A 26,150-nucleotide genomic window follows, 5' to 3' on the forward strand; every position below is an offset into this window, starting at 1 on the left:
ACTCATACGGCTTTTTATTTACAGGTCCAATCGAATATACACACGATCTAATTTCCAAGCATGGACATCGAAGCGAGAATCAAGCGTCGACAACGCCGGAACGGTGAGCCACGGCTCATTCAGGATTACGAGTCGATCTCACCGGTCGTCCACATAGAGGAGCCGGCTGACCGCGGTCCGGTGCTCGAGCGCCTACTCGACCACCTCGATCCGGTGTTCGATGGGCAGCTTCCGCCGAACGCGTACGTGTACGGCCCCCGTGGTTCAGGGAAGTCCGCAGTTATCACGGCGCTGTTCGCCAATTTAGAACAGCTCCCGACGGAACAACAGGCGATTATCCACACGACGACCCGTGCACAGCCACCGACCTCGCCGTCGTTCGTCTACGTGAACGCCCGAGAGACCGCAAGCGAGTTCGCGTTCTACCATGCAGTGCTGGACTCGCTCGTGGACGAATCGGTGCCGGAACACGGGATCGGGACGGAGACGCTCAAATCCCGACTCCACGAACTGGTACGAGAGCAACGCACGGGCATCGTCATTGCAGTCGACCACATCAGCGAACCGGAGAGCATCCAGGCCCCGGCCCTCGTTGACCTGTTTGCTGGCTTACCGAGCAACGTCAGCTGGCTCGCTATCGGTCGCGACGACCCGTCGACAACGGAACTGACGCGGTACACCGCCGAGTCGATCAGTATCGACCGCTATCAGCGGCAGATGCTCGTCGACGTGTTGATGACCAGAACCTCGAACGGGCTGGCTCAGCAGGGACTCGATCACGGTCTGGCGAGGCATATCGCCGATTGGGCGGACGGAAACGCCCACGATGCCCTTGCCGCACTGTTTATCGCTGCGGAGTTGGCCGAGGAACGGGGCCAGGACCGCATCACACAGGCCAACGTCGACGCGGCCATCGCGGAGGTGCCCGACCCCTGCATTTCGTTGGGCGTCGTCCTCTCCCTGCCGACGAACCGACAGGCCGTTCTCAGGGAACTCATCGACCTGGAGGAGAGCGAACGCTCCTCGGTAACGGCAACGACGGAGGCGATTGCGTCGGCACAATCAGTCGATCTCTCGGCCGGGACGGTCAAACGGTTCCTCTACGAAATGGCCGAATCCGGTGTCGTCGACCGTGTCGAGGCGACGACCACCAACGGACAGGGCCGCCCGCCGAGCCGTGTCGAACCGCGGTTCCCCCCGACGGCCTTCCGGCGGCTGTACGACCTGCAACAGTAGGCCGACGTTTCGCGGTCAGGTCGACGCTTTTCAAACGCGCTGTGACGGGTCACCTGTGCCGCCAGTCAGCGCGGACGCCAGTGCGCCACGGACTACGACGTCGTCACCGAACTGCGTCAACTGGATATCCGGAATGTTCGACATCACCATGTCGTCGAGCCGGTCTCGGATCGGGTCTAGCACCTGCTCGGGGTTGTTGAGCGCAACGGCCCCACCGACGTAGACGACGAGGGGCGCGTACGCGTGGACGATGTTCGCGACGCCGATCGCGTTCCAGTGACAGATCTGGTCGAGGACGTGGGACGCGAACTCGTCTTCGCCGGCATATTCGAAGATATCCGCCGCGGAAAACTCCTCAGTCTCGATCGGGAGCGCCGTCTCGACGGGGTCCTCCCGGTGCAGTTGTGTGGCGTACCGCGGGATGTTCTCGCCCGAACAGTACGCTTCCCAGTGGCCGTCGTGCCCACAGCCACAGGTCATGAACCCATGTGGGTCGATCGTCAAGTGGCCGACTTCTCCAGCGTTGCCGTCCCAGCCTGAGAGGATATTCCCGTCGACAGCGACCCCGGCACCGACCCCGGAGGAGATTGTGAGATACACCATGTCATCGGGGCTCCGGTCCGAGTAGAACCGCTCACCGATGACGCCGGCGTTGGCGTCGTTGTGCAGCGACACCCGCTCGCTGCCGATGAGATTTTCCACCGGCCCGGTCAGCGGAATCCGGTCGATGGTGTCGGGGAGGTTCGCGGGGTTTTCGACGACCCCTTCGGCCAGATCCATCGGACCGAAGGACCCGATACCGGCGGCAACCACGTCTGTGGGGGCGATATCGGCGGCGTCACAGGCCTGTCGGATCGCGTCGAGGACCGCCTCCGTGACCGCGATACCTGCCGGTCCACGCGGTGTCTCAGTTTTGTGTGACGAGAGTATCGAACCCGTCTCGTCACCGATAACAGCCCGAATATGTGTCGCTCCGAGGTCGACCCCTGCGTAAGCGCCCATGCTGGTCGAAGGGTTGCCCCACCGATACTTAACTACACAGATTCTACCGCGGTCAGTAGTCTCGCTCCCTGCCCGAGATGTCTTCCCTCCCGACAGCCTCCTCGTAGACGACGCCGCGCTCCGAATCCAGTGTGACGGTCGATCCGTCGGAGACAGCATCGGGCAAATCCGCGTTCGAGATCATCGGAATCGAAAGCTCGCGGGCGACGATGGCCGCGTAGCTCGTGACGCCCTCGTGGGCGTCGATGATGCCCCCGATGCGGCTGGTGTCGCCGACGAACTCGCCGTCGAACCCTTCGGGCACTGCCAGAATAGCCCCGTCGGGGACGTTCGAGAGGTCGCCCGGCGACTCCCGGGGCGGCGCTGTCGAAATCCGGTGGACGGGGCCGGTCACCAGGCCGTCGACGATGGACCGACCGCTAGCGACTGTTTCGGCCGCGACGTGGACTTTCAGCATGTTCGCCGTGTTCATCCCCTCCAGTTCAGTCATCATCCCGGAGAGAACGACGACCGTGTCACCGCTGTCCGCGGCTTCGGTGTCGAGAGCCGCCTGCACTGCCGTCTGGATGACGGCATCAGCGCCTTCGGTGGTGTACTCGGTCGTTACGGGTGTGATACCCCACGAGAGCGCGAGCTTCCGGCGGACGCGCTCGCTCGGCGTCGACGCGACGATGGGGATCGAGGGCCGGTACTTGGCCGATTTCAAAGCGGTGTAGCCGGACTCGGACGCGGCGACAATCGCCGACGCCCCGATGTCGCGAGCGAGGAACCGACCGGAGCGCGCGAGCGCGTCTGTCCGGGTGTCACCGGCGTTTGGCACGCGCTGTTCCCGGGACTCGGCGTACTCCTCGCTGCTCTCGACATCGCGGATAATCCGGTCCATCGTCTCGACGACGCGAGCCGGGTGGTCACCGATCGCCGTCTCGCCCGAGAGCATCACTGCATCGGTGCCGTCAAGCACTGCGTTTGCTACGTCTGAGGCCTCCGCGCGGGTCGGCCGCCGGGAGTGGACCATCGAGTCGAGCATCTCGGTGGCCGTGATGACCGGGACGCCGGCCTCGTGACACCGACGGATGATACGCTTTTGAATGATCGGCACGTCTTCGAGCGGGCACTCGACGCCGAGGTCACCGCGGGCAACCATCACGCCGTAGGCTCGTCGATGATCGAGTCGAGGTTCTCGACGGCCCCGGCCCGTTCGATCTTGGCGATGATCGGGATGTCGACGCCGCGCTCTTCGAGCGCCTGGCTGATCTCGTAGATGTCCTCGCCGTCACGGACGAACGACGCGGCCACGAAATCCGGCTCCTTCTCGGCGGCCACGTCGAGTTCTCGCTCGTCGTTTGCCGTAATCGTCGGCAGGTCGAGTTCGACGCCGGGAACGTTGACACCCTTGCGGGCGGCCAGTTCACCGCCGTTCTCGACGGTCGCAAACACCGTGTCGTCCTCGACACGTTCGACAGTCGTCTCGATGCGTCCGTCGTCAAGCAACACCCGGTCGCCCGGCTCGACCGCCGTGATCGACTGCGAGAGGCCGACCTCCTCGGGCGTCGCGTCGTCGCCGACGACGTAGCGGATGGTGGACCCCTCCGTGAGCTGAATCGGCTCGTCGATCTCCGCGGTCCGGACTTCCGGCCCAGGCATATCGAGCATGGCCGCGACCGGTTCCTCGACCGCCTCGTCTACCTCGCGGATGCGATCGATCATTTCACGGCGGTGTTCCGGCGAACCGTGGCTCGCGTTCAGTCTGGCAACAGACATCCCGGCCTTTGCAAGTGACGCGATGTCGTCGACCGAGTCCGACGCAGGGCCGAGGGTACAGACAATCTTTGCGCTACGCATTGTGACCTCCGTCTCTGGGGAGCCACAGTTTACAGCGTTCATAGTTAATCATACCCTGCCGTTCCCCGCGAAGGGATAAGAACCTTGCTGGACGGCGTAGCTACCGGGAAATCGCTTCCGTGTCGCCACTGAGAATCGAACGGATCTCGTCGGGTGACACGACGGCAATGTCACCCGGAATCGTCCGTTTGAGTGCGGCTGTCGCAGCACCCCAGGCGAGCCCGTCCGCGACGCTGCCACCGGAGAGATACTGCGAGAGGAAGCCGCCGACGAAGGAGTCGCCGGTCCCGACCGGATGGGCGTCGGTCGACTCGAACGTCGGTTGCTCCGTTACAGCCCCGTCGGCAAGCGCGAGCGCCCCGTCGCTGCCACGGGTGATTACTGTTGCTTCGAACCCGTACTCGGCGGCGAGGTCCCGGGCAATCGTTTCCGCATCACCGGTCCGGTCCAACACGACGTTCGCGTCGCGTTCGGCGACGACGAGTACGTCGACAGACGGGAATAGCCCGGTCAGGACCGAGCGGGCTTCCGCCGGCGTCCAGAGCTTCGAGCGGTAGTTCAGATCGAGGCTCGTGGTCGTGCCCGCGTCCTGTGCGAGCGAGAGGAGGTCAGCAGTGGTCGATTCGAGAGTCTCTGAGAGCGCCGGTGTGATACCCGAGGTGTGGAATCCCGCGGCGTCCGCGATGGTCTCCGTCGGAAGCTCCCCCGGTGTGGCGGTCGTGACACTGGCGCTCTGGCGATCGTAGATAACATCGTTGCCCCGCGGTGGACTACCCTGCTCCAGATAGTAGGTTCCCTGTCGGGCGCTGTCCGAGTCGTCCCAGGCGACATCGACCGATACGCCATGGTGTTTGAGTTCTCCCGTGACTCGGCGACCAACCGGTGAGTCGGGGAGCTTTGAGGCCCACAATGCATCGAGCCCAAGCCGTTGAGCAGCGACCGCGACGTTTGACTCCGCACCAGCCGCCCTGACGGTGTACTGGTCTGCAGTCTCCAGTCGCTCGTCGTCAGGTGGCGACAACCGCAACATCGTCTCACCGAACGTAACTAACTCCGTCATATCCGACGTTGCTCACTGGCTGGGTATAAATCCCGGAGAACCCGTCGTCTAACGGACCTGTTAATTACACCTTACTGGGGTGGAGGGCGTTAGCTCGTATTTTTCGTCATGGGTTATGGACAGTATAAGTTTTCTCCAAAAGTTTATGTGCTATACTAATTTAGACACGCCAGTATGGATTCAGGGAGAGATGGTGGTGGGCCGTCCGTCTTTAGGCGGAACCTACTCCGTTCGATTGGTGCGGCCGGACTGGCCGGACTTGCAGGCTGTGGTGGCAGCGAGGGAGTGACAGATGGGGACGGGACGCCGACCCCAACGCCAGTTGGAAACTTTCCGGTGTCCGGGGATTCGGTGACGTTCGGTTTCAACGTCGCTTCCTCGGGGGCATACTCAACGGCCGGCAAGCAGGAGCTCCGAGGTTTCAAACTCGCGGTCAAGCACATTAACAACGGTGGTGGGTGGGTAACGAGCGAGCAGTACGAGTCACCGCTGGACGGTGACGGACTTCTCGATAAGGATGTCGAATTCGCTGTCGAAGACACGGGTGGTAATTCGGAGACCGCCCGGAGCAACGCACAGCGGCTTGTTGATAGCGAGGAGGTGATTATGCTTGCTGGCGGAACGTCCAGCAATTCCGGCCTGGCCAATCAGGAGGTCGCCGCACAGAACCAGGTCGTGTACATGGCGACGATGGCCAACGCGAACTCGCTGACGGGTATCGACTGCAACCGGTACTCCTTCCGCGAGATGTACAACAACCACATGGCGGCCAAAGCGCTGGCTCCGGCCCTCAGTAACGAGTTCGGAGACGACGTCAATTACGTCAAGATCTCCCAGGACAATGAGTGGGGACAGACGCTCCGGGATGAGATGGATACAGCCCTCGGGAATCTCGGCTGGGCACCTGTTTGGGACACAACTGCACAGGTCGGGACGACCGACTACTCTCAGTACGCAGAAGACATCAAGTCGGTCGATTTCGACGTGATAGTGCTCGGACTGGGGGGCCTCGACGCAGTAAACGCACTCAGAGCGTTCCGGGAGGAGTTCCCGGAGTCGAATATCGTCCTTCCGATAGCCTCGAGAGATATTGCTCGGACCGCAGGCGATGCGATAGAGGGTGTTATCGGAACGGTCGCTTGGAGTCCGGAGATCAACTCGCCGCTGTCGAATACCTTCCGAGAGACGTTCCGTGAGGAGTACGGCAGTTCGACGGGGACCTCGAAATCGGCGTCCCCATCAGGAGCAGCCCACATCGCATACACGCAAACGCTGCAATACGCCAGTGCAGCCGAGCGGGCGGGAACGTTCAATCCGATCGATGTCATCGGAGCGCTCGAAGGACACGAGTACGACGCCGGTCTCGGAGCACAGACTCTCCGGGCCTGTGATCACCAGGCGATGCGTCAAGTGCCGGTCGTGAGAGGAAAGCCGGAGGTACGGCAGTCCTATGGCAGCTACTACGGCCTGGTTGGGGAACCAGCGGATGTACAGTACGCATGCGACAGCGGTCCAGCGGCTAACTGCTCGCTTGGAGGGAACTAGCTATGAGTTCAGGAGACACACAGATACCAGACAGTTCAGAAAACGATTCGAACGCCTCCGGTGGGATTCTTGCAACAGTCGTCCCGGATTTCATCCGGCGAAACTTCGCACTCAAATTCGGTATCGTCCTCTTCGTGATGGCGCTGTCGGTTGGGCTCATCGGCCTTGCCGCGACAGAGCAAGTCAAGAACTACACGGAACAACAGGTTCTGAGCGACTACGAAAACGCCGCCGCACAGGAGGCTGATATCCTGTCACAGTGGGTTGATCGAAACCGGTTATCGACCCAGTTCGTCTCTTCCGACGACGTTTGGGCCAGTAGTGAGACAGACGATATCAATATCGAACTCAACAATCGGAAAGCCGCCTTGTCCGCAGATGCTGCCGACATCCATCTGGTCGAACGGAATGCCGGCCAATCCCAGGTTGTCGCCAGCACATCTAACTCACAGGTGCTAACTAACTCGGCGCTCGAATCGACGAGCAGGGCCTGGCTTACCGGTGCGAACTTCGAAACGGCAAGCGATGTCGCCGTCTCCGACGTGTACCAGACGAACTCCGGCCCGGTCGTCGGCTTCGCCAGTCCTGTCGATGCCTCACAGAACCGGTATATCCTCATCGAGTACTCGCTCGACGAAATCGCGAACTCGCTTCAGGGGAACAACAGGGCCGAAGGCGGATTCACGCAGGTCGTCAACGGGTCGGCGGTCGTCATGATCGACGAACCCAGAGACGGGAGCCGCGGCCTCGGCGAAAACATGCTGCAGTCGTATAGCTCGAACAGCCCTGCCACGGAACCGATCGACGCGGCAGATGACCTCCGCTCGTCGGAGCAACAGTCCGGCGTCACCGCTGACATGCCGGCGACTGACGTACTCAACGAGCGCTACACTGTCGGCTATGCACCGATTCAGGGCACTGACTGGGTCGTTCTCGTACACGCACCCAACTCCGCGGTCTTTGGCTTCGTCCAGAACGTCCAGCAGTACGGACTTATCGGCACGGCACTGATGGTGTTGCTCATCGCGGGCGTCGGTGCGATACTCGGGTACAACACGGCAACGTCCATCGACCGCCTGACCCGAAAGACGGACCAGATGCGACAGGGGAACCTCGACGTCGAGATCGCCACCAGTCGTATCGACAATATCGGCCGCCTGTACAGCGGGTTCGCTGATATGCGCGACGCGCTCAAACAACAGATCAACGAGGCCGAGCGTGCACAGAAAGAGGCAGAGGTTTCCCGCGCGGAAGCCCTTGAAGTCAACAAATACCTCCAGAAGAAGGCCGAAGAATTCTCCGACGTGATGGAGGAGACGGCCGCTGGAAACCTCACCGAGCGGATGGCAACCGACGGCGAGAACGAGTCGATGGACCGGATCGCCAGCGAGTTCAACGGCATGGTCGACGAACTCGAAAAGACGATCGGTCAGCTCAACAGCTTCGCCGACGAAGTCGCGGAATCCGGAGACGTCGTTCTGTCGAGTGCGGAGTCCGTCCGTGACGCGTCCGAGCAGGTGGCCGAATCCACACAGAAAATCTCCGACGACGCCTACGACCAGAAGGACCGCCTCGCGACCATCTCAGAGGACCTCGATACCCTCGTGGACACGCTCGAAGAACTGGAAGCGGACAATCCGGACATCGACCTTGGTGACTCGCTCGAGCGGTTCCGGACGGTGGCGACGACGCTACAGTCGGCAGCCGAGACAAGTGACCAGATGATGGCCGAAACCCAGACCGTGGCCGGCGCAGCCGAAGAGCAGGCCGCAGAGCTCAACGAAGTGTCTTCGCGTGCCGAACAGCTCAAACGCTACGCGAAGCCACTCGGTGACATCCTGAACCGCTTCGAGACCGAAGCCGAGCACGAGTTCGTCTTCTCGGGCGGTCCGTCACAGAGTCTGGGCGAAGAGGAAGAAGAGTAATCCGGTTCACCGAAACCGATTTTCGCGCTGGCGACGTACTTCTTTCAATGAGCGACGACGCAGGAGAAATCTCGCAGGCGGAACTCGCCGAGTACTGTCGAACCCAGGCTGCGATTCTTGCTGGCCATCTGGACCAGCGCAGTGCGGAGCTCTCCGATTTGCTCGAAGAAATCGAACAGGACACCGCCGACGCTCGTGCGACATTGTCTGAAAGTTCAGGCCGACCGGAACCCGATGCGGAAGCCGCTGTCGAAAACATCGAGGCCAAGCAGAAGCGAGCACAGGCGAAACAGGACGAAATCGACGAATACCGGACGCTCGCAGAGGGCTATACGGATCTCGCCGAGCAACTCACTGAGGGGACCGGTGATCTTGAAACCGTTCTTGAATTCGAAATCGATACCGATGCCCCGACATATTTCGACGCCGAGACAACGATTCTGGGAGTGGCGACCGGGAGTGACGGGAATTGACAGTGGAGACTCGGACCATGAACTGGCTGCTATACAGCGCTGGTTTCTGCTGATAGCCTTTGTTTTCACGGTAACCCAACGCTGACATTCGAGTAGCTCGCGGGCAGAGACTGTCCTTGCCACAGAGGTGGGCGTGACCCGGAACAGCCTTTTCAGGTGTCCATCGACGTGACAGCGCGCTCTGTCCTGTCGCTCATTGGGGTCCCTGATCTCCGATCCGAGAAGGTCGAGCTGACGAAAATTCAGTATAGCGCTATGCAATTTATGGGGACCAGATGGACCACTGTGGCTGTAGTATAGGGATTACTATCAGTAATTACAAGATGGTGCCTAGGAAAATCTCAGTCAGTCTGCTCCACAGTCAGCGCTCTGGGGGATCGAGCTACGAATTGAACGTCCGCTCGACGAGGTATTTGACCAGATAGAACCCACCAATAAGGGTAACAGCCATGACTACGAGTACAATCGCAATCATGAACAAAAGGACAAGTGCGTCGTTAGCCATCGGACCCACCCGCCTGAGAGAGTGCGTATCGTCGAACGCGCATGTCGCTAGCTTCAGCCTGGACACGCTAATGAAGTAGGGTTTCAGTCCGACATTCTCTGGCACTCGCGGTTTATATTGGGTCCACTTTCGATATACCTGGGTGATCCATGTGGAAAAGGGATAGCAAGGCTCGAGTAGGTCACGTATCTGGTTGCTGACAGCGTCCTATACCTTGCACTGAACAGAGCGTTCAGGGACGGTGGTGGAAAGCGGGACATTCCGCTCAGTCGGGAGCGGAAATATCGAATATGGCTGACCGTAACCGAAGTCACCGGTACGCAGCGGTCGCTTCTGAGGAAGGCCATTCTGCATTTGGCTACGGAACCGTCGACAGGGTATTTTAATGGCGATCTGTGTTTCCCAACCGAGTCACGACGGAACAGAACCAAATCGTGTTCTCGTGGCGAGAGGGCGCTTTTCGGCCACTGCAGCGAACCAGTGGTGTGTAGGGTCACGATAGCGAGGGTCGCCAAGACTGGCACTGTAGCAGCGACGGGTGCGCGCTTTAGCAGCTTGTGGAGTACACTTTGGGGCCTTGAGTCCGAGAGAGAACAGTCCCGGCATACTTAGGCAACGACGGCTTCCCCCAATAAAGTCGTAATATGGCGATTACGGCGGGACATAGACGGCCTCTCCATTTGGCAACAGCGCCAACAGGCGCGTCACCAGAACTGACGCGCGTGTCATCCGGGAAAGTCGCGGCTGTCGGTATGCAGCGTGAGAGAGCAAGGGGACAGTATGCAGGAAGGGTCTGCGACACCTGAGCGGTTGCGACAGACTGTCCGGTCCACTGGTTTGAGTATTGGTGAGTAGCTGAACCAGGCCGGAATAGTCTCGGACCCACTCGAAGTGGTCTCTCACTAGATCAGAACGACACTGCCTCGTATTGACAATCCGTGACTGTGCTACCATACGTCTTTATCCTGCTGTGTTGAATAGCGTCTCCTGAGCCACGGTGAGGCGGCACCGATTTTGAGATTACCGGCATCAGCCCCTGACAAGTCAATTCAAATTTCCACTGTCCCGACCAGCACCGCTATTCAACACAGCAGTCTACTCTGCTCTGTTGAATAGCGGCATCTGAGCTACACTGAGACGACCCCGGTCTTGAGACCACTAGCGTCAGCTACTAACAAGCCGACTCAAATTCCGACCACCTCAACCAACACCGCTATTCAACAGAGCACTTTATCCGGGTAATGGAATGGACCGATCAGATGAGGGACAGAAATCTACGCCCCTTTTGTATTTGTGTATCTGACCTTATCTACTGCTAAAATGACAGACTAATATCAGTATCGGCGCATAACTCCCGCAAATAGGGTACCACGCACCCAAATAAGTGTGTTTATCCCTGAGTATGGGACTACATTGAAGTCCCCGGCGTCCCAGGGTAAAATGTGTCCAGTGACAGTGAACGAACGACGGTTCGGACGTACATTCCGGCCTACCAGAAAGAACAGTGGCAGGCCCACGCCGAGGAACTGGATATGAGTCAAAGCGAGTTCGTCCGGACGATGGTACAGGCGGGCCGAAGCGGGTTCGAGCCAGTAGCATCCGAAACAACCGAGTCGGACGCCGCTGAGAGCGAGAGCGAGGAACCCCGTTCTCCGGACGCTACCCCTGGGGGTGACGGGCTGGAAGACCGGGTCCGAGAGATTCTGGCTGACGGAGACTACTACGAGTGGGACGACCTGCTCGCCGGACTGACCGACGATATCGAGGAACGCCTCGAAGAGACGCTGCAGGAACTGCAGTCCAACAACGAAGTGCAGTACAGCGGGCGACACGGAGGGTACGTTCGGGACGAATGAGCACGGATACGACCACGCCGGACGCCGAGTCGGACCCGGTCGGGTATTTCCTCGATGACATCACGTACCACGGAAAGAGCGACCGAACTCGTGCCTCCTACGAGCGCGTCCTTCGGGACTTCGAGTCCTATCTGGCAGACGGCCACCAGCCCATTCCCGTCCAGGAGGCCTCCCACCGGGACTGCATGGCATATGTTCACAGCCTCCGCGGTAACGTCGAAGAAAGTACAGTCGCGACGTACGCCTCCTATCTACACCGGTTTTTCGCGTACATGACACAGGTAGGTGTCTTCGAATCGAACCCGATGACGCTGGTCATGGAAGAGATGGACGAGTCCATCAATACCGACCCGACCCGCCGCGAAATCGACCTCCAGTCGATGCGGACGTTCGTCGACAGCGTCCCACATCCGCTAGAGCGGGCTATCGTAGTGACGTTGCTGAAAACGGGTATGCGGGCCGGCGAACTGTGTAACCTCGATATCCGTGACCTCAACCTCGAAACCCCCGGCCCCAGACCGGAGATCCCGGTCCGAGCGGGGCTCGACGGGCGTCCGGACTCGTTGTTCGTCGCGGCAGACACGGCTCGTGGCGAGGCCAGTAACGGGGAAGAGCGGACAGCGTCCAACAAGCGGAAACGGGAGACGACGATCCCTGTCGACGCCGAACTGGCATCAGTGCTGCGGCACTGGCTCGCAATTCGGCCGGACACACAGTCCCCAGCAGCGCCGCTGTTTGTGTCTACAAGCGACAGCTGGGGGGAGCGACTCACGCCGAATATGGTACACCACATCGTCGAATCCCACGCGCGCGAGTTCGGTTGGTACTCGGACGGTGGGGGAGCCGAAGAGAACGTTACGCCGCACTACTTCCGGCACTTCTTCACGACACACCTTCGGGATCGGACCGGTGATCGCGGCGTCGTCAAATACCTCAGAGGCGACGTGGCACAGGACGTCATCGATACCTACACCCACGAATGGGGAACTCGGGTCAGGGATGTGTACGAGGCCGAAATTTACTCGCTACTGTGATTTTATTGTTGTCTATTCAACACTATTGCCGCACTCCGGGTGGTGGCTGCTGAACTAATAAATCATATAGCGCTATATAGAACTGGGCGGATTCTGCTTCTCAGCTGTGTTGTCTCAATGGACGATTTCGATAGCCGCATACGAGACAGGAGGTGCGGCCGGATTACACTGCGGGGCCTCCCAGCAGGTAGCTCGACCGAGCAGCGCTCTGGCACGCGCTTGTTGGGGGACTCCCGACCGGACTACAAGAGATCATACCGGCTCGAAATGGAACGTCCTACTGGTGGCTGCAGATGCCGGGATCACGCACGTCTCAGACGTAGACCCTTCCGGATGCAGGTCCCTGGGAGGGCTACTCGGGGTCCAGAAGTTTCGACTCCGCAGTTCGGAGATGTTCGAGGAGCGTGGTCTTCGAAATATCCATCTGGTCGGCGAGTTCGCGGACCGAAATCCCACGCGGCCACTGATAGTAGCCGGCCTCGCGGGCCGCTTCGAACGCGCGCCGCTGGGCCGGCGTTAGCGAGTCGGTTCGGAGCCCACCCACCGACCGCTCGGAGTCGCTGTCAGGCGTGACGATGGACTCGACCGACACGTCAGCGTCGGCGTCGGCTTCGACGGCATCGAGTGCGGACTGTATTTCGGGCCGCTCTCCGGTGAAGCTCACTTGCCACCGTTCGCGCCCGTCTTCGATACGAACGGGCGCGCTGTGGACGAATCCGTGTTCGAGGAGTGTTGGGCAGACTAACTCTTCTGGGTCGTACTCTAGCAGGAACTGTCTGACGACGGTTCCCGGTGCATCGCGCTTGTGTCCGATGCGTGCCTGAAGTTCCTGTATCTCTCCGGCGTGAGGTGACGCACGGACTGCGTCGAGGCAGTCCTCGACAGCCGACTTCGTGGCTCCGTACGCCGTAAACACGCCGTTGACCGATGCTGTCGGCGACTGGACGGTCTGTTGCACCGTATGTGCCAGGATACCGCCATCGGTGTGGTCGGTTGCTTCGATAGCCCAGCAGTTCGGGTGCCACAGGTCGAGTGTTAGCCGTGCTCCGGCGCTATCGGTTTGGCTCATGGGATGTGCTGAGATATTTGATCGGTGACCCTAAGAGCGTAATCATTGTCTGGTGTGTCCGACACCGGCGGTTGCGGTGTGCGATTCAACTCGGTCCATCAGTGCTGATGCCGACACGACCAGGGCCAGATACAGTATCGCCACCAGCACGAAGAGTTCGGTATACTGGTACGTTTCGTTAGCGATGGTACTCGTCCGGCCGTACAGCTCTTGGACGGTGATGAAACTCGCCAGCGAGGAGTACTTGATGAGGTACACGAGTTCGTTCGTCCAGCTGGGAAGCGCGAGTCGGAGGCCCTGTGGAACGACGACGTACCGTATCCCTTCGAGCTTCGAGAGCCCGATGGCGCGTGCAGCGGTCAACTGCCCGCCGTCGACGGACTCCAGTGACGCGCGCAGATACTCGGACTGGTAGGCGGCGCTGTTCAGCGTGAAACTGATGACAGCGACCCAGAACGCCTGCGCGGGAATGAATCCGACGCCGACCCCCGGGACGCCTCTGAGAACCTGCGTGAGTGAGGTCGCAAAGTAGAGGACGAACAACTGGGCGAGCAATGGCGTCCCGCGGATGAGTTCCGTGTACGACAGCGCGAACCACCGGGCCCACCGCCCTCCGTACACACGGACGACGCTGAGCGGGAGCGCCAGCGTGAACCCGAGACAGACGCTGAAGACCGTCAGTAGCACCGTCGTCCAGACGCCGTGGGCCAGTGCCGGCAGATACGCCGTCGCGTCGGCGGCAAACCGGAGCGCGTTGGCGAACCACACGAGCGGCGCTCCGGCAACACCAAGTGACGCGGCGAGCGAGGCGACAGTGTCCGCTGTCGTCAGAAACGGGGCCGCCGGAACGAACGGCGTGCCGCGGTCAAGCCCGAATACCCCCGCGAGAACGAAATCAGTGGTCCAGCGGGCGAGAACCCAGACCCAGAACAGTGCCAGGCCGACTGTGAGGGGGCGGACGGTGAAGACCGTCTCCACGCGGTCACGGAGCCCCGGATTCGGCGACGTTGTCGATTCGGCCGTGCTCATGCCGTCTCCTCGTGTGCGTGCAATCTGCTCAGGAACTGTTCGGTTCTGTCCGCTGTCGGGTTCTGGAACAGTTGCTCCGGTGGGCCGTGTTCGACGATTTCACCGTCGTCGAGGAACACGATGTCCGACGCGGCCGACCGCGCGAAGTCCATCTCGTGACTGACCACGAGCATCGTGATGCCCTCCGCTGCGAGGTCGCGCATCACCTCGACGACCTCGCCGACGAGTTCCGGGTCGAGCGCGCTGGTCGGTTCGTCGAACAGTAACAGTTCCGGGTCCATCGCGAGTGCGCGCGCGATACCGACGCGCTGTTTCTGTCCGCCGGAGAGTTCAGCGGGGTAGGAGTCGGCCTGCTCCAGCAATCCGACCTGTTCGAGATGGGTCCGGCCGGCTTCCTCGGCGTCAGCAGCGTCCATGCCGAGTACTTTTTCGGGCCGAGCGTGACGTTTTCGAGCGCCGTCAGGTGCGCAAAGAGGTTGAAATCCTGGAACACCATGCCGACCTCCTTTCGGAGTTCGTTGACGTCAGTGTCGGCTCCGGTCACGTCCTGCCCGTCGAGGGCGATCCGGCCACTGTTGATCTCCGTCAGTCGGTTCACACATCGGAGCAGCGTGGACTTGCCCGAGCCGCTGGGGCCGATGAGGACCGTCACGTCGCCCTGGTCCATCTCGAGGCCCACGCCCTCCAGTACCTCTTCGTTCCCGTAGGACTTGTGCAAGTCGTCGATTGAAAGTAGTGGCTGTGTCATGTCGTTCCCTCCGGTACGGCGTAGTAGTCACTGAGCTTGTCGAGCGACCGATTCGTCGCGAACGTCAGCACGAAGTAGACGAGGCTGACGGCGAGGAATATTTCGAGTGCCGCCGTCGACTGCCCGCCTTCGTAGAGGTTCTGTCCCGTCGTCAGCAGCTCGCCGATTCCGATGACGATGGCAATGCTTGTGTCCTTGAGGACGATGGTAAACTCGTTCTGGAACCCCGGGACGCTCCGGCGGAGCGCCTGCGGGACGACGACGTGTCGAATCGCTTCGAACCGGGACATCGCGACGGCGCGTGCCGCTTCCAGCTGTCCGTCGTCGACGCTCTGGAGCGCACCGCGGAAGATCTGTGACTGGTAGGCGGCGCTCCGGAGACCGAGCGCGATGGTCGCCGTGACGAACGCGCTACTGGAGATAGAGAGGCCGAAGTACAGAATCATAATGATGACCAGCAGCGGGGTGCCACGGAGGACGACCCCGACCTGTTCGACCAACCGCCGGGCCCTGTCCGAGCCGTACACCTCTATCGCACCGGCCGGGAACCCGACGACGAATCCCAGGAGAATACTGGAGACGGTGAGCGCGATGGTGACAGCTGTCCCGCCGAGCAACAGGCCCCAGTTGTTGGCGACGAACAGCCAGTCAGCGGTCTGGAGTAGGATTGCTGCCATGGCCTCACTTCTGTCCGAACCACTTCTCGGTCAGGTCCCGGTACGTCCCGTCGTCCTCGACGGTAGTCAGCCCGCTGTTGAGCGCACCCGCGAGTTCGTCGTTGCCGGACTGAACCCCAAAGCCGAACTGCTCGCCGGTTTCGTGGACGAACGCGGACTCGATAGGGCGGTCCGCCACGAAGGAGTTCGCGACGGGGACGTCGATGATGATGACGTCGACGTTTTCGTTCAGCAAATCCTCGACGGCGAGCACGTAGTTGCCGTACGCGTTGTAGTTCGACTCCGGAACCGTTCCCGCTTCGATGAGCTGGTCCTTGATGACGGATTCGCCGGTCGTCCCCTTCTGTGCACCGACCGTCGCTCCGGAGAGGTCGTCTAACGACGACGGCGAGAACGACCCGCTCTCGCGGACGACGATGGCCTGGTTCGAACTGTAGTACGGGTCGGAGAAGTCGATCGCTTCGTCGCGGTCGTCGTTGATCGTCATGCCTGCCGCGACGACGTCGACGTTCCCGTTGTTCAGCGCCGGAATGAGTGATTTGAACTCCAGTTCTTCCCACCCGCTCAGTTCGTACTCCGACGCCGCGATAACAGCTTCCAGCAACTCGACGTCGAAGCCGACGAGTTCGCCGTCCTGCTTCATCTCGAACGGCGGAAAGCCCGGCGCTGTTCCCGCGGTGAGCGTCTGTGAGTCCCCGCTGCCCGATTGACAGCCAGCGACCGACAGGGTCGCGACAGTGCCACCGATTGCCTGCAGATACCTCCGTCTGTCTACGCGTGCCTCTCGTGGCATAGTCCCACAGTCGAATCAATCATATTTTAACATTTCGGTTACCGCAGAAGTCGCGAGGGTCAGGCCGACGCGACAGGGTCTGCAACCTCGGTAAACACCGAATCGAGGATGTCGAGACAGAGTTCCAGTTCGCGCTCGGTGACGTCGAGTGGCGGGAGGAGCCGGAGGGATTTCTGGCCACAGCCGAGCGTGAGAAGGCCGTGTTGGAGCGCGGTTTCCATCACGGCATCGCGTCGGTCAGCCGTATCGAACTCCAGCGCGGTCATCAGGCCGAGACCGCGAACGTCCTCGACCAGCTGACGGTCCGCCGAAACCTCGCGGAGCCGATCCATGAAGTACGTCCCCTTCTCGGCGGCGTTGTCCAGCAGGTCGTGGTCCTCGATAGCGGCGAGTGTCAGTGCGCCGCGCATGGAGCCGAGGATGTCTCCGGCCCCCCACGTCGAGGAGAGTCGCGACGTTTCGGACGGGAAGATGTCCGAGCGGGAGATGGTCGCGCCGACCCGGAGCGCTTTCGCGCTCGTGATGACGTCCGGTTCGATGTCGTAGTGGTCGACAGCCCACATCTCGCCCGTGCGGCCGGCTCCCGACTGGATTTCGTCGGCGATGATCGGGATGTCGTGTTCCCGGCAGAGGTCGTCGACGGCCGAGAGGAACTCGGGGCTCGGGACGCGATAGCCGCCTTCGCCCTGTATCGGCTCCAAGATGAGGAATGCGACTTCCTCGGGCGGGATGTGGCCGGTGTCTGCGTCGAGTTTCGAACGGAGGCGCTCGACCCCGGCCTCGGAGTACTCCACGTCGTGGATCCCGCTGAGTTCGGGGAACTTCCGGCGGTAGACGGACTTCGAACGGTTCAGCGAGAGCGCTCCCAGGGTCCGACCGTGGAACGCGCCGTCGAAGGTAATGCCGTACTTCGGCGTCTCGCAGTTGTCGTAGCAGATCTTCATCGCGTTCTCGACGGCCTCTGCGCCGGAGTTCGAGAGGAAGACGGTGTCGAAGTCGTAGTGGCTGGTAATGTCGGTCAGCCTATCCATCAGGTGGGCGGGACCCGGCAGCGACGTTTCGTCGGGCGAGCCGCCGGTGCTAACGTAGAAGTCCTGGCCGGCTATTTTCAGCGGGTCGACCATGTCGAACTCGTCGGCGCGGTCGAGCACTTTCGGGTTGTTGTAGCCGAGCGGTGACGCGGCGACGTGGCAGGTGAAATCGAGCAGGACGTTGCCGTCCGCATCGGTACAGAACGGACCGATTGCGTCTTCAGTGATGTCCCAGACGAAATCGTACACGTACGTGCTCGGCGCGGCGGTTTCGTGGTGGTACTCGACCCACTCGCTGCTCTGTGGGCCGGGAAGGCTATCGACACGCGGCTCCGCAGTATTGCGGTCCATGTTATCACAATCGCCATCATTGGTAATAAATCACTGTGTTCCGGCCCCGCGTGCCGGCCACACAACTGGGTGCGTGCCGCGGTTCGAAGCTATAGTAACAATTGAAACGATGTACACACTGATCGCACTGCCGTCATGCGATCAGGTGTGCCTTGATTTTTCAATGGCTACTATACGCTACAGGATCCGCTTGCCGAACGCGCTGGCGGCGAGTTCGGCCGCTCGTTCGCCCGTCGTGTTGCGCTGGTCGAGGATAGGGTTGACCTCGACGACGTCGAGCGAGCGCAGCACCGATTCGGCGGCGTCGCGGTCGGCGACCCGTTCCATCGCCGTATGTGCCTCCCGGTAGGTGACGCCGCCCGGGACTGGCGTCCCGACCCCCGGCGCGTCGTCCGGGTCGAGCCAGTCGAGGTCGAGGCTGACGTGGATGTCGTCGACGCCGTCGGTCGCGATGTCGAGCGCCTCGTCGGTGACCGGTCCGATACCGCGCCTGTCGATATCTTCCATGGTAAAGACGGAGATGTCGCTCTCACGGAGGACCGCTCGTTCGTCAGCGTCGAGGCTCCGCGCTCCGACGATGGCGGTGTTCTCCTCGGCGACGTTCGGGGCGGTCGCCCACGGCATCTCTGCGAAGTCGCCGTAGCCATGGGCGGCCGCAAGCGGCATACCGTGGACGTTCCCGCTAGGCGACGTAGTCGGGGTGTTGTAATCGCCGTGGGCGTCGAACCAGATGACGCCAAGTTCGTCCGTCTGGGCCGCGCCACGCATCGTGCCCATCGCGATAGAGTGGTCGCCGCCTAACACCAGCGGCACGCTCCCGTCGGCTATTTCCGTCGCCACCCGGTCGGCGAGGGTGTCGGTCATTTCGGCGATCGCATCGAGGTACTTCGCGCCGTCGTCGGTGGTCGCCGACTGCGACTGTAGCGTCGGCAGTGCGAGGTCCCCAGCGTCAGTGTATTCGACGCCGGCCGTATCGAGGGCGGTACTGAGGCCGCCGTAGCGAATCGCCGACGGCCCCATGTCGACGCCACGCCGGTCGGCGCCGAGCGCGAAGGGGACACCGAGCACCGCGACAGGTGACACGGAACGACTGTGGTCTCGCGAGTGGGTAGACTGAAGGGACATCCGTTGCTACGGCCATAGCCCGCGGGCGTCATAGCCTCACCGATTCGTGAGAGCGCGACGATGTAGGCAGCCGTTCGCCATGTGACGTCACGGTCCTCGACTTCGGTCCGGAGAGCCTCCCAGGCATCGAGCATCTCGGCTTCGAGTTCTTCGTTGACCTCCTCGCGGGACCAGCTCCGGCGATTGATGTGCTGGAGCCATTCGAAATAGCTCACAGTGACGCCACCGGCGTTGGCGAGGATGTCCGGGATGACTGGGATGTCGCGCTCTTTGAACACAGCGTCGGCTGCTGTCGTTGTCGGGCCGTTCGCCCCTTCGACGACGATGCTCGCCTGCACGTCTGCAGCGTTTTCCTTGGTAAGGACGTTCCCGACTGCCGCGGGAATGAGGACGTCAACATCGAGTTCCAGCAGCTCGGCGTTAGATATCTGCCGTGGTGCGTCGACGTCCCCTAGCTGGCCGTGTTCGTCGCCGTCAGCCGAAATCGATTCGATATCGAGGCCGGATTCGTCGTAGATGCCGCCGTCGACGTCGCTGACAGCGACGACGGATGCGCCCCAGGAGTCGAGGAGGCGTGCGGCGTTCGCGCCGACAGCACCGAAGCCCTGTACGGCGACAGTGGCACCCTCGACGGTTCCGTCGTAGTAGTCGAGCGCTTCGCGGGCGACGATGGCGACGCTCCGGCCGGGTGCTTCCTCGCGGCCGTGTGTCCCGCCGACCGCTGTCGGTTTGCCGGTCACGATGCCGGGGACCGTCTCGCCTTCCTGCATCGAATACGCGTCCATGAACCAGGCGACGGTCTGTTCGTCGGTCCCCATATCGGGTGCTGGGATGTCTTTCGTCGGCCCGACGACTTCGCGGAGCTCCTCGGCGAACCGACGGGTCAGTTGTTCGGTCTCCTGTGCGTCGAGCGTCGACGGATCGACGACGATGCCGCCTTTCGCGCCGCCGAAGGGGAGGTCCATCACCGCACACTTCCACGTCATCAACATCGCCAGCGCCGTACACTCCTCGGCGGAGACGCTCGGATGGTATCGCATGCCGCCTTTGTACGGCCCTCTGACCTCGAAGTGCTGGACGCGATAGCCGTTGAACACCTCGACGCTCCCGTCGGTTCGGCGGATCGGGACAGACACCTCGACGGTTTTCGATGGGTGACGGAGCTGCTCAAGCAGCCCCTCGGAGAGATCGAGGTGTTCGGCCGCCCGCTCCAGTTGGCGGCGGGCTGTCGCGATTGGCGATTCATCGTCGTCTGGTGCTTGTTCTGATGGCTCCTTCTGTGTGCTCATGATTGGTTGGTGGATTCGGCTCTTGGTTCCGGTGCGTACGCCCGTTCGCTTCGGGACCAATGGGGCGAGTACGCTGCGTCGTTCAGCACGCTGCTTCCGTCCTGACTGTCAACATCCGACGGCTGGAGTGAGACAGTGTATCGGCACCAATACCGGTATTGTTAATAAATATTTGGGACTGTCTGCGGGACAAATAGTTTGAACATAGCAAAACCAAGCAGACATCTTCATTCGTCGCTTATAGAGTATTATGGGCCAGATTAGTGGCGTATTTGCAGAATATCCGATAAATATAGCTTTGATATGCTCAACATAGGCGAGGCCACACTGGTCAGATGAAGCCACGCCGGATAGCAGAATATCGACGCAGACGTGCTATACCATGGCCTAGTACTGAACAGAGAATTTCCCCGTGCTTTGACTATCTCAAAAATAGACTTGGCACAGCAGTGTCGGAGCACTGTACTGAGAGAGACCACCCACGACAGGTATAACTCCCGCGGCGACCCGCCGGAAACAGCCTGCAGGCTTGGCTATCGGGCCTGATACGCTACCTCGACCTCTTACTAACGATGGTACGACTGTTATTGTGGCTCATTTGCTGGGTGAATCGCTCCGTTCGACGGTCACAGTAGCACAGCCGAGATTTGAGCTATCCAAATGTCGGAGACCGGACGCCGTCGTCGTTTCGTGGTCGTCGCCGACAGATGGAGACGAGTGTCCGACACCGTCGTTACGTGCCCCGGTCAAACGAGGTCATTTCGAGATTGACTTCGATGAGGTTCGCGGCCTCCATCACCATCTCTGGGATTTCGGTGTCGAAACGGGTCCCTTTCAGACGGCTGGTCGGTGCAGTCACACTGACCGCGCCGACGACGGTCCCGTCGTTGTCCAGAATCGGCGCACCGACCGCCCGAAGGCCCCGAATCTCTTCCTCGTCGTTCGTCGCGTACCCTCGCTCCCGGATGGTCTCTAGCTCGTCGCAGAGCGTCTCTCGGTCCGTAATCGTGTGCTGTGTCTGTCGCGAGAGCCCTTCACGGTCGATTATTTCCTCGACGCGTTCGGACGGGAGACACGAGAGGATCGCCTTTCCCGAAGCACTGTCGTGGAGGTGCTGTGGGGCCTCCCGCAACTGGAGGTGGTAGTCCATCCCGACGGCGTGTTCCCCTCGCCGCTCGTAGATGGCGACTTCGCGCCCGTCGTTTTCGACGACCAGATGGACGTACTCGCCGGACCTGTCCGCCAGTTTGTCCACTTCCTCCTGTCCAGCGGTGTAGAGTTCCGTCTCGTTGCGGACGTGTTCGCCCATCGTGACGAACCGAAAACCGAGCTGGTACGTGTCGTCGTCCTTCGTGAGAAAGCCACAGTCGGTCAGCGTCGCAAGATACGTGTGAAGCGTTCCCTGGGAGAGCTCGATTCGCTCGTTCAGTTCCTGCAACGTCGCGCTGTTTGACTCCTGAACGGCTTCGATGATCTCGCAGGCGTTCTCCACGGACTGTATTCGCCGGCCCGTGTTTTGTGTGTCGGCGTCGTCGGTCATTACCCCAGTAGAGTTGCCGTCATTATTTAAAAACCCGGATGTGAGCGATGAGCGACCGGAACACCCGCTTGGACGCTACCGACCGACAGGGAGTAATGCCACGCACAGTATGACCGTCCGACTCATTGCGGACAGAATCGGTAACAGCCGAGCTGTGAGTGTGTCTGTGCTGTGAGCCGTAGGGCGCTGTCTTATCGAGGCGTTCAGATTGACGGTCAATTTGCACCTACTAACGAGTTATTTATCCTTAAGCTATCAATTTCAATATCGTATATCGCACTTCTAGATTGAAAGTTCGGGATCGTTTCTAATATAGTCTGTTTTTCTATCCAGAAATGATGAATACAGATATAATTACCTCTGATGGAATCTGCTGCTGTTCTACAGTACCGTAATCGCTGCTAGATCGAAACCGCACGATGGGTCCCGGAGACGGTGGTGCTAGCCGACAAGGATATATAAATAGTCGTCCAGAACACGGGGGTGTTGTCCGGTAACTAAAACACTTATTGTTGTTACTGAACGAGACACTAGTATGTCAACGACGCCTGCGCAGGACGGCACGCAGTGGTTCCTGCATACATGGCGAGACCACATTCTCGAGCCGATCGAGACGGCTCTCTCCGTGCTTGACGTGGAGGAAACGGAGCTCGCGGCCGAGCAAGGTGGTCTCGAAGACTTCCTCCAGCGCCTGCGTGCCGTCGACCCCGCCGACCAGCCCTCCTCCCCCCGTCGGTGCGCGAGGTCGACAGTCCGCATCAGACCCCGTCGAAGCGCTACGGGACGCCTACGCCGACACGGTGCTGGCTGTCGACCACTACGAGTCAGTGTACGACGAATCACTGGTCGAGAACGTCGCTATCGAGTTTGGGCCGGACTACGCAGCGCTGTTTCACCCCGAGACGAACGTCGGGTTCTCGCCGCCGCTCAAACGCTCGCTGGTGGCAGCGACCGAGCAAGCAATCGACGAACGGACCTCGCTGGACCGCGCTGTCAAAATCGAACAGGAGTCGATGCTGGAGTACCGCAGCAGTCTGCAGGAGATCATCGAGACGCTCGACAGCACAGTCGTGCCCGAGTGGTATCGCGAGACGTTCCAGAGTGACGTTACTGCGCTTCTACAGGAGCGCCAGGACCAGCTCCACTCAAGCGTCTACCGGTTCGAGACACACGAGTTCTGTACGTACATGTACGAAGAGCAACTCTGGACGTATCCGGTGTTGACCAGTCTCGCGCGGTTACAGGAATCTGTGGACAGCTGAACGGGCGGCTCTCTGGCAGACAGATGTAGGCGTCACTGAAGCGCGGTGAACTGGACGCCGGCACACCCTCCCAACTTGAGGAGTACTGAGACGAGTACACAGTCGTTGTATTCCGCGGCAACCGTCACGAGAGGACACCATTCACTATCTCCGGGCGAACATATTCGCCCCGCTTCCTGCGAGATGAGAGTGCGGTTCCCTATATATACAGGTTGGTCTTCGAGTTGCAGCCGTGAGCTACCATGGAAACGCGTAGAACATTCGTTCGCGGTCTGGGTCTCGCGGCTGGAGTCGCGCTAGCTGGCTGTTCATCGGGCGGCGGCTCCGACAGTAGCGGTGACGGCGACTCAGGTAGCGGCGGTGACGGATCAGACGGCGGCGAGACCGAGTCCAGTGACGGCGGGAGCGGGTCCGAATGGACCGAGACGAGCACCGTCGAAATGACGGACGAACTGGCATACGAGCCGAAGAAAATCCAGGTCGAGGCAGGCACGACGGTCACGTTCGAGAACGTCGGCAGCATCGGCCACACGGTGACGGCCTACGAGGACGAGATCCCCGACGGCGCGGACTACTTCGCGTCCGGCGGGTTCGACTCCCTGCAGGCCGCGAAAGACGGCTACAGTAACGGGCAGGAAGGCAACATTCCGAAAGGCGAGAGCTACGAGGTTACGCTGGAGACGACGGGGACCTACGAGTACTACTGCATCCCCCACGAGATGAACGGGATGGTCGGCACAATCAAGGTGGTCTGATATGAGCAAAAACGAAACCCCACGCGATCCGAACGAAGTCCTCGAAGAGTACGAAGAAACCCTCGACTCGGTACTGGCGGAGGTCGAGTCACCGGACGAAACGACTGAGGACAACGACCTCTCGCTGGGGCTGCCCGGCCTCTCGCTCGGTCGCCGAGACTTCATGAAGGCCGGCGTCGCCGCCGGTGCGATGGGGTCCGTCGCTGGCTGTTCAGCGCTGACCGGCGGTGGCGATGGCAGTGCCGGCAGCCAGTCGACACCCTCGGGCAGCGGCGCGAGCCACACGGTCGAACCGGGCGAACACGACGAATACTACGGCTTCTGGTCCGGCGGCCACTCCGGCGAACTGCGGGTCATCGGTATCCCGTCGATGCGGGAACTCACCCGTATTCCGGTGTTCAACACCGACTGTGCGTCGGGCTATGGGTTCACTGACGGGACTCAGGAAATGCTGGAAGAGGGCGGCGGGTATAGCTGGGGTGACAATCACCACCCGAACCTCTCGGAGACGGACGGTGACTACGACGGCGAATACCTGTACGTCAACGACAAGGCCAACGGCCGCATCGCCCGCGTGAACCTCACGTATTTCGAGACGGACGCCATCACGGACGTCCCGAACATGCAGGCCATCCACGGCTGTTGTGTCCTCTCGCCGGACACGAAGTATGTGCTGGGCAACGGCGAGTTCCGCGTGCCGCTGCCCAACGACGGGACCGACGCGAAGAACCCGGACAACTACACGTCGCTGTTCGTCGCCGTCGACCCCGAGTCGATGGAGACCCAGTGGCAGGTCAAAGTCGACGGGAACCTCGACATCGTCGACACCGGCAAAGAGGGTCGGTGGGCCATCTCCTCGGCGTACAACAGCGAGGAGGCCACCGACATTCAGGGCATGACGAAGGACGACCGGGACAACGTCAAGGCCTTCGACATCCCGGCCATCGAGCAGGCCGTCGAGAACGGCAACTACGAGGAGGTCAACGGCATCCCCGTCGTCGACGGCACGCAGGGGAGTTCGCTCAACCAGGGCGACCGTCCGATCGTGAAGTACATCCCGACGCCGAAAAGCCCCCACTGTGTCGAGGTCGGGCCGAACGGCGACTACGCCTTCGTCGCGGGGAAGCTCTCGCCGACGGTGACGATGATCGACCTGAACGCGCTGGCCGATTCTTCCGACCCGGAGGATGTCGTCGCCGGGCGACCGCGCGTCGGGCTCGGCCCGCTGCACACTACCTTCGACGGCAACGGACACGCCTACACGTCGCTGTTCATCGACTCACAGGCCGTCAAGTGGGACATCGAGGCGGCCGTCGAGGCCGAAGAAGGGTCCGAGGACCCCATCATCGAGAAGCAGGACGTCCACTACAACCCCGGGCACATTCAGGCCCTTGAGGCGATGACGACCGACCCCGACGGGGAGTGGCTCGTCAGCCTCAACAAGCTCTCCAAGGACCGGTTCCTCCCGGTCGGCCCGATTATGCCCGACAACGACCAGCTCATCCACATCGGCCAGGGCGAGGAGGAGATGGAACTGGTCGCGGACCACCCGGCCTACCCCGAGCCACACGACTGCGTGTTCGCCCACAAGGACAAGATAGACGCCAAGAAGGTCTACGACAAGGACGACTACGAGGAGACCTACATCACCGAGGAGGACTCCGGCGTCGAGCGCACGGGCGAGAACAGCGTCCACGTCAAAATGACGACCAAGCGCTCGGAGTTCGGCCTGCCGGACTTCACGGTTCAGGAGGGCGACGAGGTGAAACTCTCCACGACCAACATCGAGGGCGTGCAGGACATCATCCACGGCGTTGCCATCCCCGAGCACGACATCAACTACGCCGTGGCCCCACAGGACACCCGCGAAGTCACGTTCACGGCTGATGACCCCGGGGTGTACTGGATCTACTGCACGTACTTCTGTAGCGCCCTGCACCTTGAGATGCGCAGCCGGATGATCGTCGAACCGGCGGAGGGGTAGCGACACAACCCATTTCGGA

General features: G+C 61.0%; 19 protein-coding genes and 3 pseudogenes. 9 read left to right on the plus strand and 13 right to left on the minus strand.

Going from position 1 to position 26,150, the window contains the following annotated elements; translation table 11 throughout:
• Positions 1–60: 60 nt before the first annotated feature.
• Positions 61–1,236, plus strand: coding sequence for a Cdc6/Cdc18 family protein (locus tag GJ630_RS01355; RefSeq protein WP_014040131.1), 1,176 nt, complete (start codon positions 61–63; stop codon positions 1,234–1,236).
• Positions 1,237–1,266: 30 nt separating this feature from the next.
• On the opposite strand, the gene GJ630_RS01360 is transcribed toward GJ630_RS01355, so the two are convergent.
• The 3 genes and pseudogenes from GJ630_RS01360 to kdgK1 form a co-directional block, all read right to left on the minus strand.
• Complete coding sequence (locus GJ630_RS01360) at positions 1,267–2,238, minus strand: ROK family protein (protein ID WP_014040130.1); 972 nt, start codon at positions 2,236–2,238, stop codon at positions 1,267–1,269.
• A gap of 52 nt (positions 2,239–2,290) precedes the next feature.
• Positions 2,291–4,080, minus strand: a pseudogene (pyk, locus tag GJ630_RS01365) (pyruvate kinase).
• A 100-nt stretch (positions 4,081–4,180) separates the two neighbouring features.
• Positions 4,181–5,140 (minus strand): bifunctional 2-dehydro-3-deoxygluconokinase/2-dehydro-3-deoxygalactonokinase, encoded by a 960-nt coding sequence (kdgK1, locus tag GJ630_RS01370; RefSeq protein ID WP_014040128.1) that lies wholly within the window; start codon positions 5,138–5,140, stop codon positions 4,181–4,183.
• 336 nt (positions 5,141–5,476) lie between these two features.
• On the opposite strand from kdgK1, the gene GJ630_RS01375 reads away from it, so the two are divergent.
• Genes GJ630_RS01375 through GJ630_RS01385 form a run of 3 tightly spaced genes read left to right on the plus strand, consistent with a single transcriptional unit; the run spans position 5,477 to position 9,083 of the window.
• Positions 5,477–6,685 (plus strand): ABC transporter substrate-binding protein, encoded by a 1,209-nt coding sequence (locus GJ630_RS01375; protein ID WP_371726776.1) that lies wholly within the window; start codon positions 5,477–5,479, stop codon positions 6,683–6,685.
• Positions 6,686–6,687: 2 nt separating this feature from the next.
• The gene (locus tag GJ630_RS01380) at positions 6,688–8,610 is read left to right on the plus strand and encodes a HAMP domain-containing protein (RefSeq protein ID WP_191449272.1); all 1,923 of its coding nucleotides are present in this window, start codon (positions 6,688–6,690) and stop codon (positions 8,608–8,610) included.
• 47 nt (positions 8,611–8,657) lie between these two features.
• On the plus strand, positions 8,658–9,083 hold the full coding sequence (locus GJ630_RS01385) for a hypothetical protein (protein WP_191449273.1): 426 nt from the start codon (positions 8,658–8,660) through the stop codon (positions 9,081–9,083).
• A gap of 382 nt (positions 9,084–9,465) precedes the next feature.
• Here the strand turns inward: GJ630_RS01385 and GJ630_RS20255 are convergent, their stop codons facing one another.
• Positions 9,466–9,588: a hypothetical protein gene (locus GJ630_RS20255; protein ID WP_004962120.1), complete on the minus strand. Its 123-nt coding sequence runs from the start codon at positions 9,586–9,588 to the stop codon at positions 9,466–9,468.
• Between the two features lie 1,442 nt (positions 9,589–11,030).
• Here GJ630_RS20255 and GJ630_RS01390 point away from each other — a divergent pair.
• Positions 11,031–11,444: a DUF5805 domain-containing protein gene (locus tag GJ630_RS01390; RefSeq protein WP_151103272.1), complete on the plus strand. Its 414-nt coding sequence runs from the start codon at positions 11,031–11,033 to the stop codon at positions 11,442–11,444.
• Entirely contained in the window at positions 11,441–12,478 is a 1,038-nt protein-coding gene (locus GJ630_RS01395) for a tyrosine-type recombinase/integrase (RefSeq protein ID WP_064287928.1), read from the plus strand. The genes GJ630_RS01390 and GJ630_RS01395 overlap by 4 nt, the downstream gene beginning before the upstream one ends.
• Before the next feature lie 352 nt (positions 12,479–12,830).
• Here the strand turns inward: GJ630_RS01395 and GJ630_RS01400 are convergent, their stop codons facing one another.
• From GJ630_RS01400 to GJ630_RS01440, 9 genes and pseudogenes are all read right to left on the minus strand, one after another.
• Entirely contained in the window at positions 12,831–13,547 is a 717-nt protein-coding gene (locus GJ630_RS01400) for a helix-turn-helix domain-containing protein (RefSeq protein ID WP_191449274.1), read from the minus strand.
• 42 nt (positions 13,548–13,589) lie between these two features.
• Entirely contained in the window at positions 13,590–14,576 is a 987-nt protein-coding gene (locus GJ630_RS01405) for an amino acid ABC transporter permease (RefSeq protein ID WP_191449275.1), read from the minus strand.
• A pseudogene (locus GJ630_RS01410) lies at positions 14,573–15,324 on the minus strand (amino acid ABC transporter ATP-binding protein). Before GJ630_RS01410 ends, GJ630_RS01405 begins: the two are co-directional and overlap by 4 nt.
• The gene (locus tag GJ630_RS01415; protein ID WP_014040117.1) at positions 15,321–16,001 is read right to left on the minus strand and encodes an amino acid ABC transporter permease; all 681 of its coding nucleotides are present in this window, start codon (positions 15,999–16,001) and stop codon (positions 15,321–15,323) included. Before GJ630_RS01415 ends, GJ630_RS01410 begins: the two are co-directional and overlap by 4 nt.
• Before the next feature lie 4 nt (positions 16,002–16,005).
• The gene (locus tag GJ630_RS01420; protein ID WP_014040116.1) at positions 16,006–16,794 is read right to left on the minus strand and encodes a basic amino acid ABC transporter substrate-binding protein; all 789 of its coding nucleotides are present in this window, start codon (positions 16,792–16,794) and stop codon (positions 16,006–16,008) included.
• 59 nt (positions 16,795–16,853) lie between these two features.
• Positions 16,854–18,176, minus strand: a complete 1,323-nt coding sequence (locus tag GJ630_RS01425; RefSeq protein ID WP_014040115.1) for an aspartate aminotransferase family protein — start codon at positions 18,174–18,176, stop codon at positions 16,854–16,856.
• A gap of 177 nt (positions 18,177–18,353) precedes the next feature.
• On the minus strand, positions 18,354–19,301 hold the full coding sequence (rocF, locus tag GJ630_RS01430; RefSeq protein WP_049942903.1) for an arginase: 948 nt from the start codon (positions 19,299–19,301) through the stop codon (positions 18,354–18,356).
• 6 nt (positions 19,302–19,307) lie between these two features.
• Positions 19,308–20,590 (minus strand): annotated as a pseudogene (gene gdhB / locus GJ630_RS01435) (glutamate dehydrogenase GdhB).
• A gap of 733 nt (positions 20,591–21,323) precedes the next feature.
• A complete protein-coding gene (locus GJ630_RS01440) occupies positions 21,324–22,130 on the minus strand; it encodes an IclR family transcriptional regulator (protein ID WP_014040113.1) in 807 nt (268 codons plus the stop codon).
• 665 nt (positions 22,131–22,795) lie between these two features.
• On the opposite strand from GJ630_RS01440, the gene GJ630_RS01445 reads away from it, so the two are divergent.
• From GJ630_RS01445 to nosZ, 3 genes are all read left to right on the plus strand, one after another.
• Entirely contained in the window at positions 22,796–23,392 is a 597-nt protein-coding gene (locus GJ630_RS01445; protein ID WP_252718688.1) for a hypothetical protein, read from the plus strand.
• Positions 23,393–23,634: 242 nt separating this feature from the next.
• On the plus strand, positions 23,635–24,147 hold the full coding sequence (locus GJ630_RS01450) for a plastocyanin/azurin family copper-binding protein (RefSeq protein WP_050007404.1): 513 nt from the start codon (positions 23,635–23,637) through the stop codon (positions 24,145–24,147).
• Position 24,148: 1 nt separating this feature from the next.
• Positions 24,149–26,131, plus strand: a complete 1,983-nt coding sequence (nosZ, locus tag GJ630_RS01455; protein ID WP_191449276.1) for a TAT-dependent nitrous-oxide reductase — start codon at positions 24,149–24,151, stop codon at positions 26,129–26,131.
• The last annotated feature ends 19 nt before the right edge of the window (positions 26,132–26,150 follow it).

Source organism: Haloarcula sp. CBA1122 (assembly GCF_009741785.1).
Lineage (GTDB): Archaea > Halobacteriota > Halobacteria > Halobacteriales > Haloarculaceae > Haloarcula > Haloarcula hispanica.

What these genes read in the sequence shown, in the direction of transcription:
- GJ630_RS01355 (WP_014040131.1), top strand. Translation starts at nt 61, where the DNA reads ATGGACATCGAAGCGAGAATCAAGCGTCGACAACGCCGGAACGGTGAG.
- GJ630_RS01360 (WP_014040130.1), bottom strand. Translation starts at nt 2,238, where the DNA reads ATGGGCGCTTACGCAGGGGTCGACCTCGGAGCGACACATATTCGGGCT.
- kdgK1 (WP_014040128.1), bottom strand. Translation starts at nt 5,140, where the DNA reads ATGACGGAGTTAGTTACGTTCGGTGAGACGATGTTGCGGTTGTCGCCA.
- GJ630_RS01380 (WP_191449272.1), top strand. Translation starts at nt 6,688, where the DNA reads ATGAGTTCAGGAGACACACAGATACCAGACAGTTCAGAAAACGATTCG.
- GJ630_RS01385 (WP_191449273.1), top strand. Translation starts at nt 8,658, where the DNA reads ATGAGCGACGACGCAGGAGAAATCTCGCAGGCGGAACTCGCCGAGTAC.
- GJ630_RS20255 (WP_004962120.1), bottom strand. Translation starts at nt 9,588, where the DNA reads ATGGCTAACGACGCACTTGTCCTTTTGTTCATGATTGCGATTGTACTC.
- GJ630_RS01395 (WP_064287928.1), top strand. Translation starts at nt 11,441, where the DNA reads ATGAGCACGGATACGACCACGCCGGACGCCGAGTCGGACCCGGTCGGG.
- GJ630_RS01400 (WP_191449274.1), bottom strand. Translation starts at nt 13,547, where the DNA reads ATGAGCCAAACCGATAGCGCCGGAGCACGGCTAACACTCGACCTGTGG.
- GJ630_RS01405 (WP_191449275.1), bottom strand. Translation starts at nt 14,576, where the DNA reads ATGAGCACGGCCGAATCGACAACGTCGCCGAATCCGGGGCTCCGTGAC.
- GJ630_RS01415 (WP_014040117.1), bottom strand. Translation starts at nt 16,001, where the DNA reads ATGGCAGCAATCCTACTCCAGACCGCTGACTGGCTGTTCGTCGCCAAC.
- GJ630_RS01420 (WP_014040116.1), bottom strand. Translation starts at nt 16,794, where the DNA reads ATGCCACGAGAGGCACGCGTAGACAGACGGAGGTATCTGCAGGCAATC.
- GJ630_RS01425 (WP_014040115.1), bottom strand. Translation starts at nt 18,176, where the DNA reads ATGGACCGCAATACTGCGGAGCCGCGTGTCGATAGCCTTCCCGGCCCA.
- rocF (WP_049942903.1), bottom strand. Translation starts at nt 19,301, where the DNA reads ATGTCCCTTCAGTCTACCCACTCGCGAGACCACAGTCGTTCCGTGTCA.
- GJ630_RS01440 (WP_014040113.1), bottom strand. Translation starts at nt 22,130, where the DNA reads ATGACCGACGACGCCGACACACAAAACACGGGCCGGCGAATACAGTCC.
- GJ630_RS01450 (WP_050007404.1), top strand. Translation starts at nt 23,635, where the DNA reads ATGGAAACGCGTAGAACATTCGTTCGCGGTCTGGGTCTCGCGGCTGGA.
- nosZ (WP_191449276.1), top strand. Translation starts at nt 24,149, where the DNA reads ATGAGCAAAAACGAAACCCCACGCGATCCGAACGAAGTCCTCGAAGAG.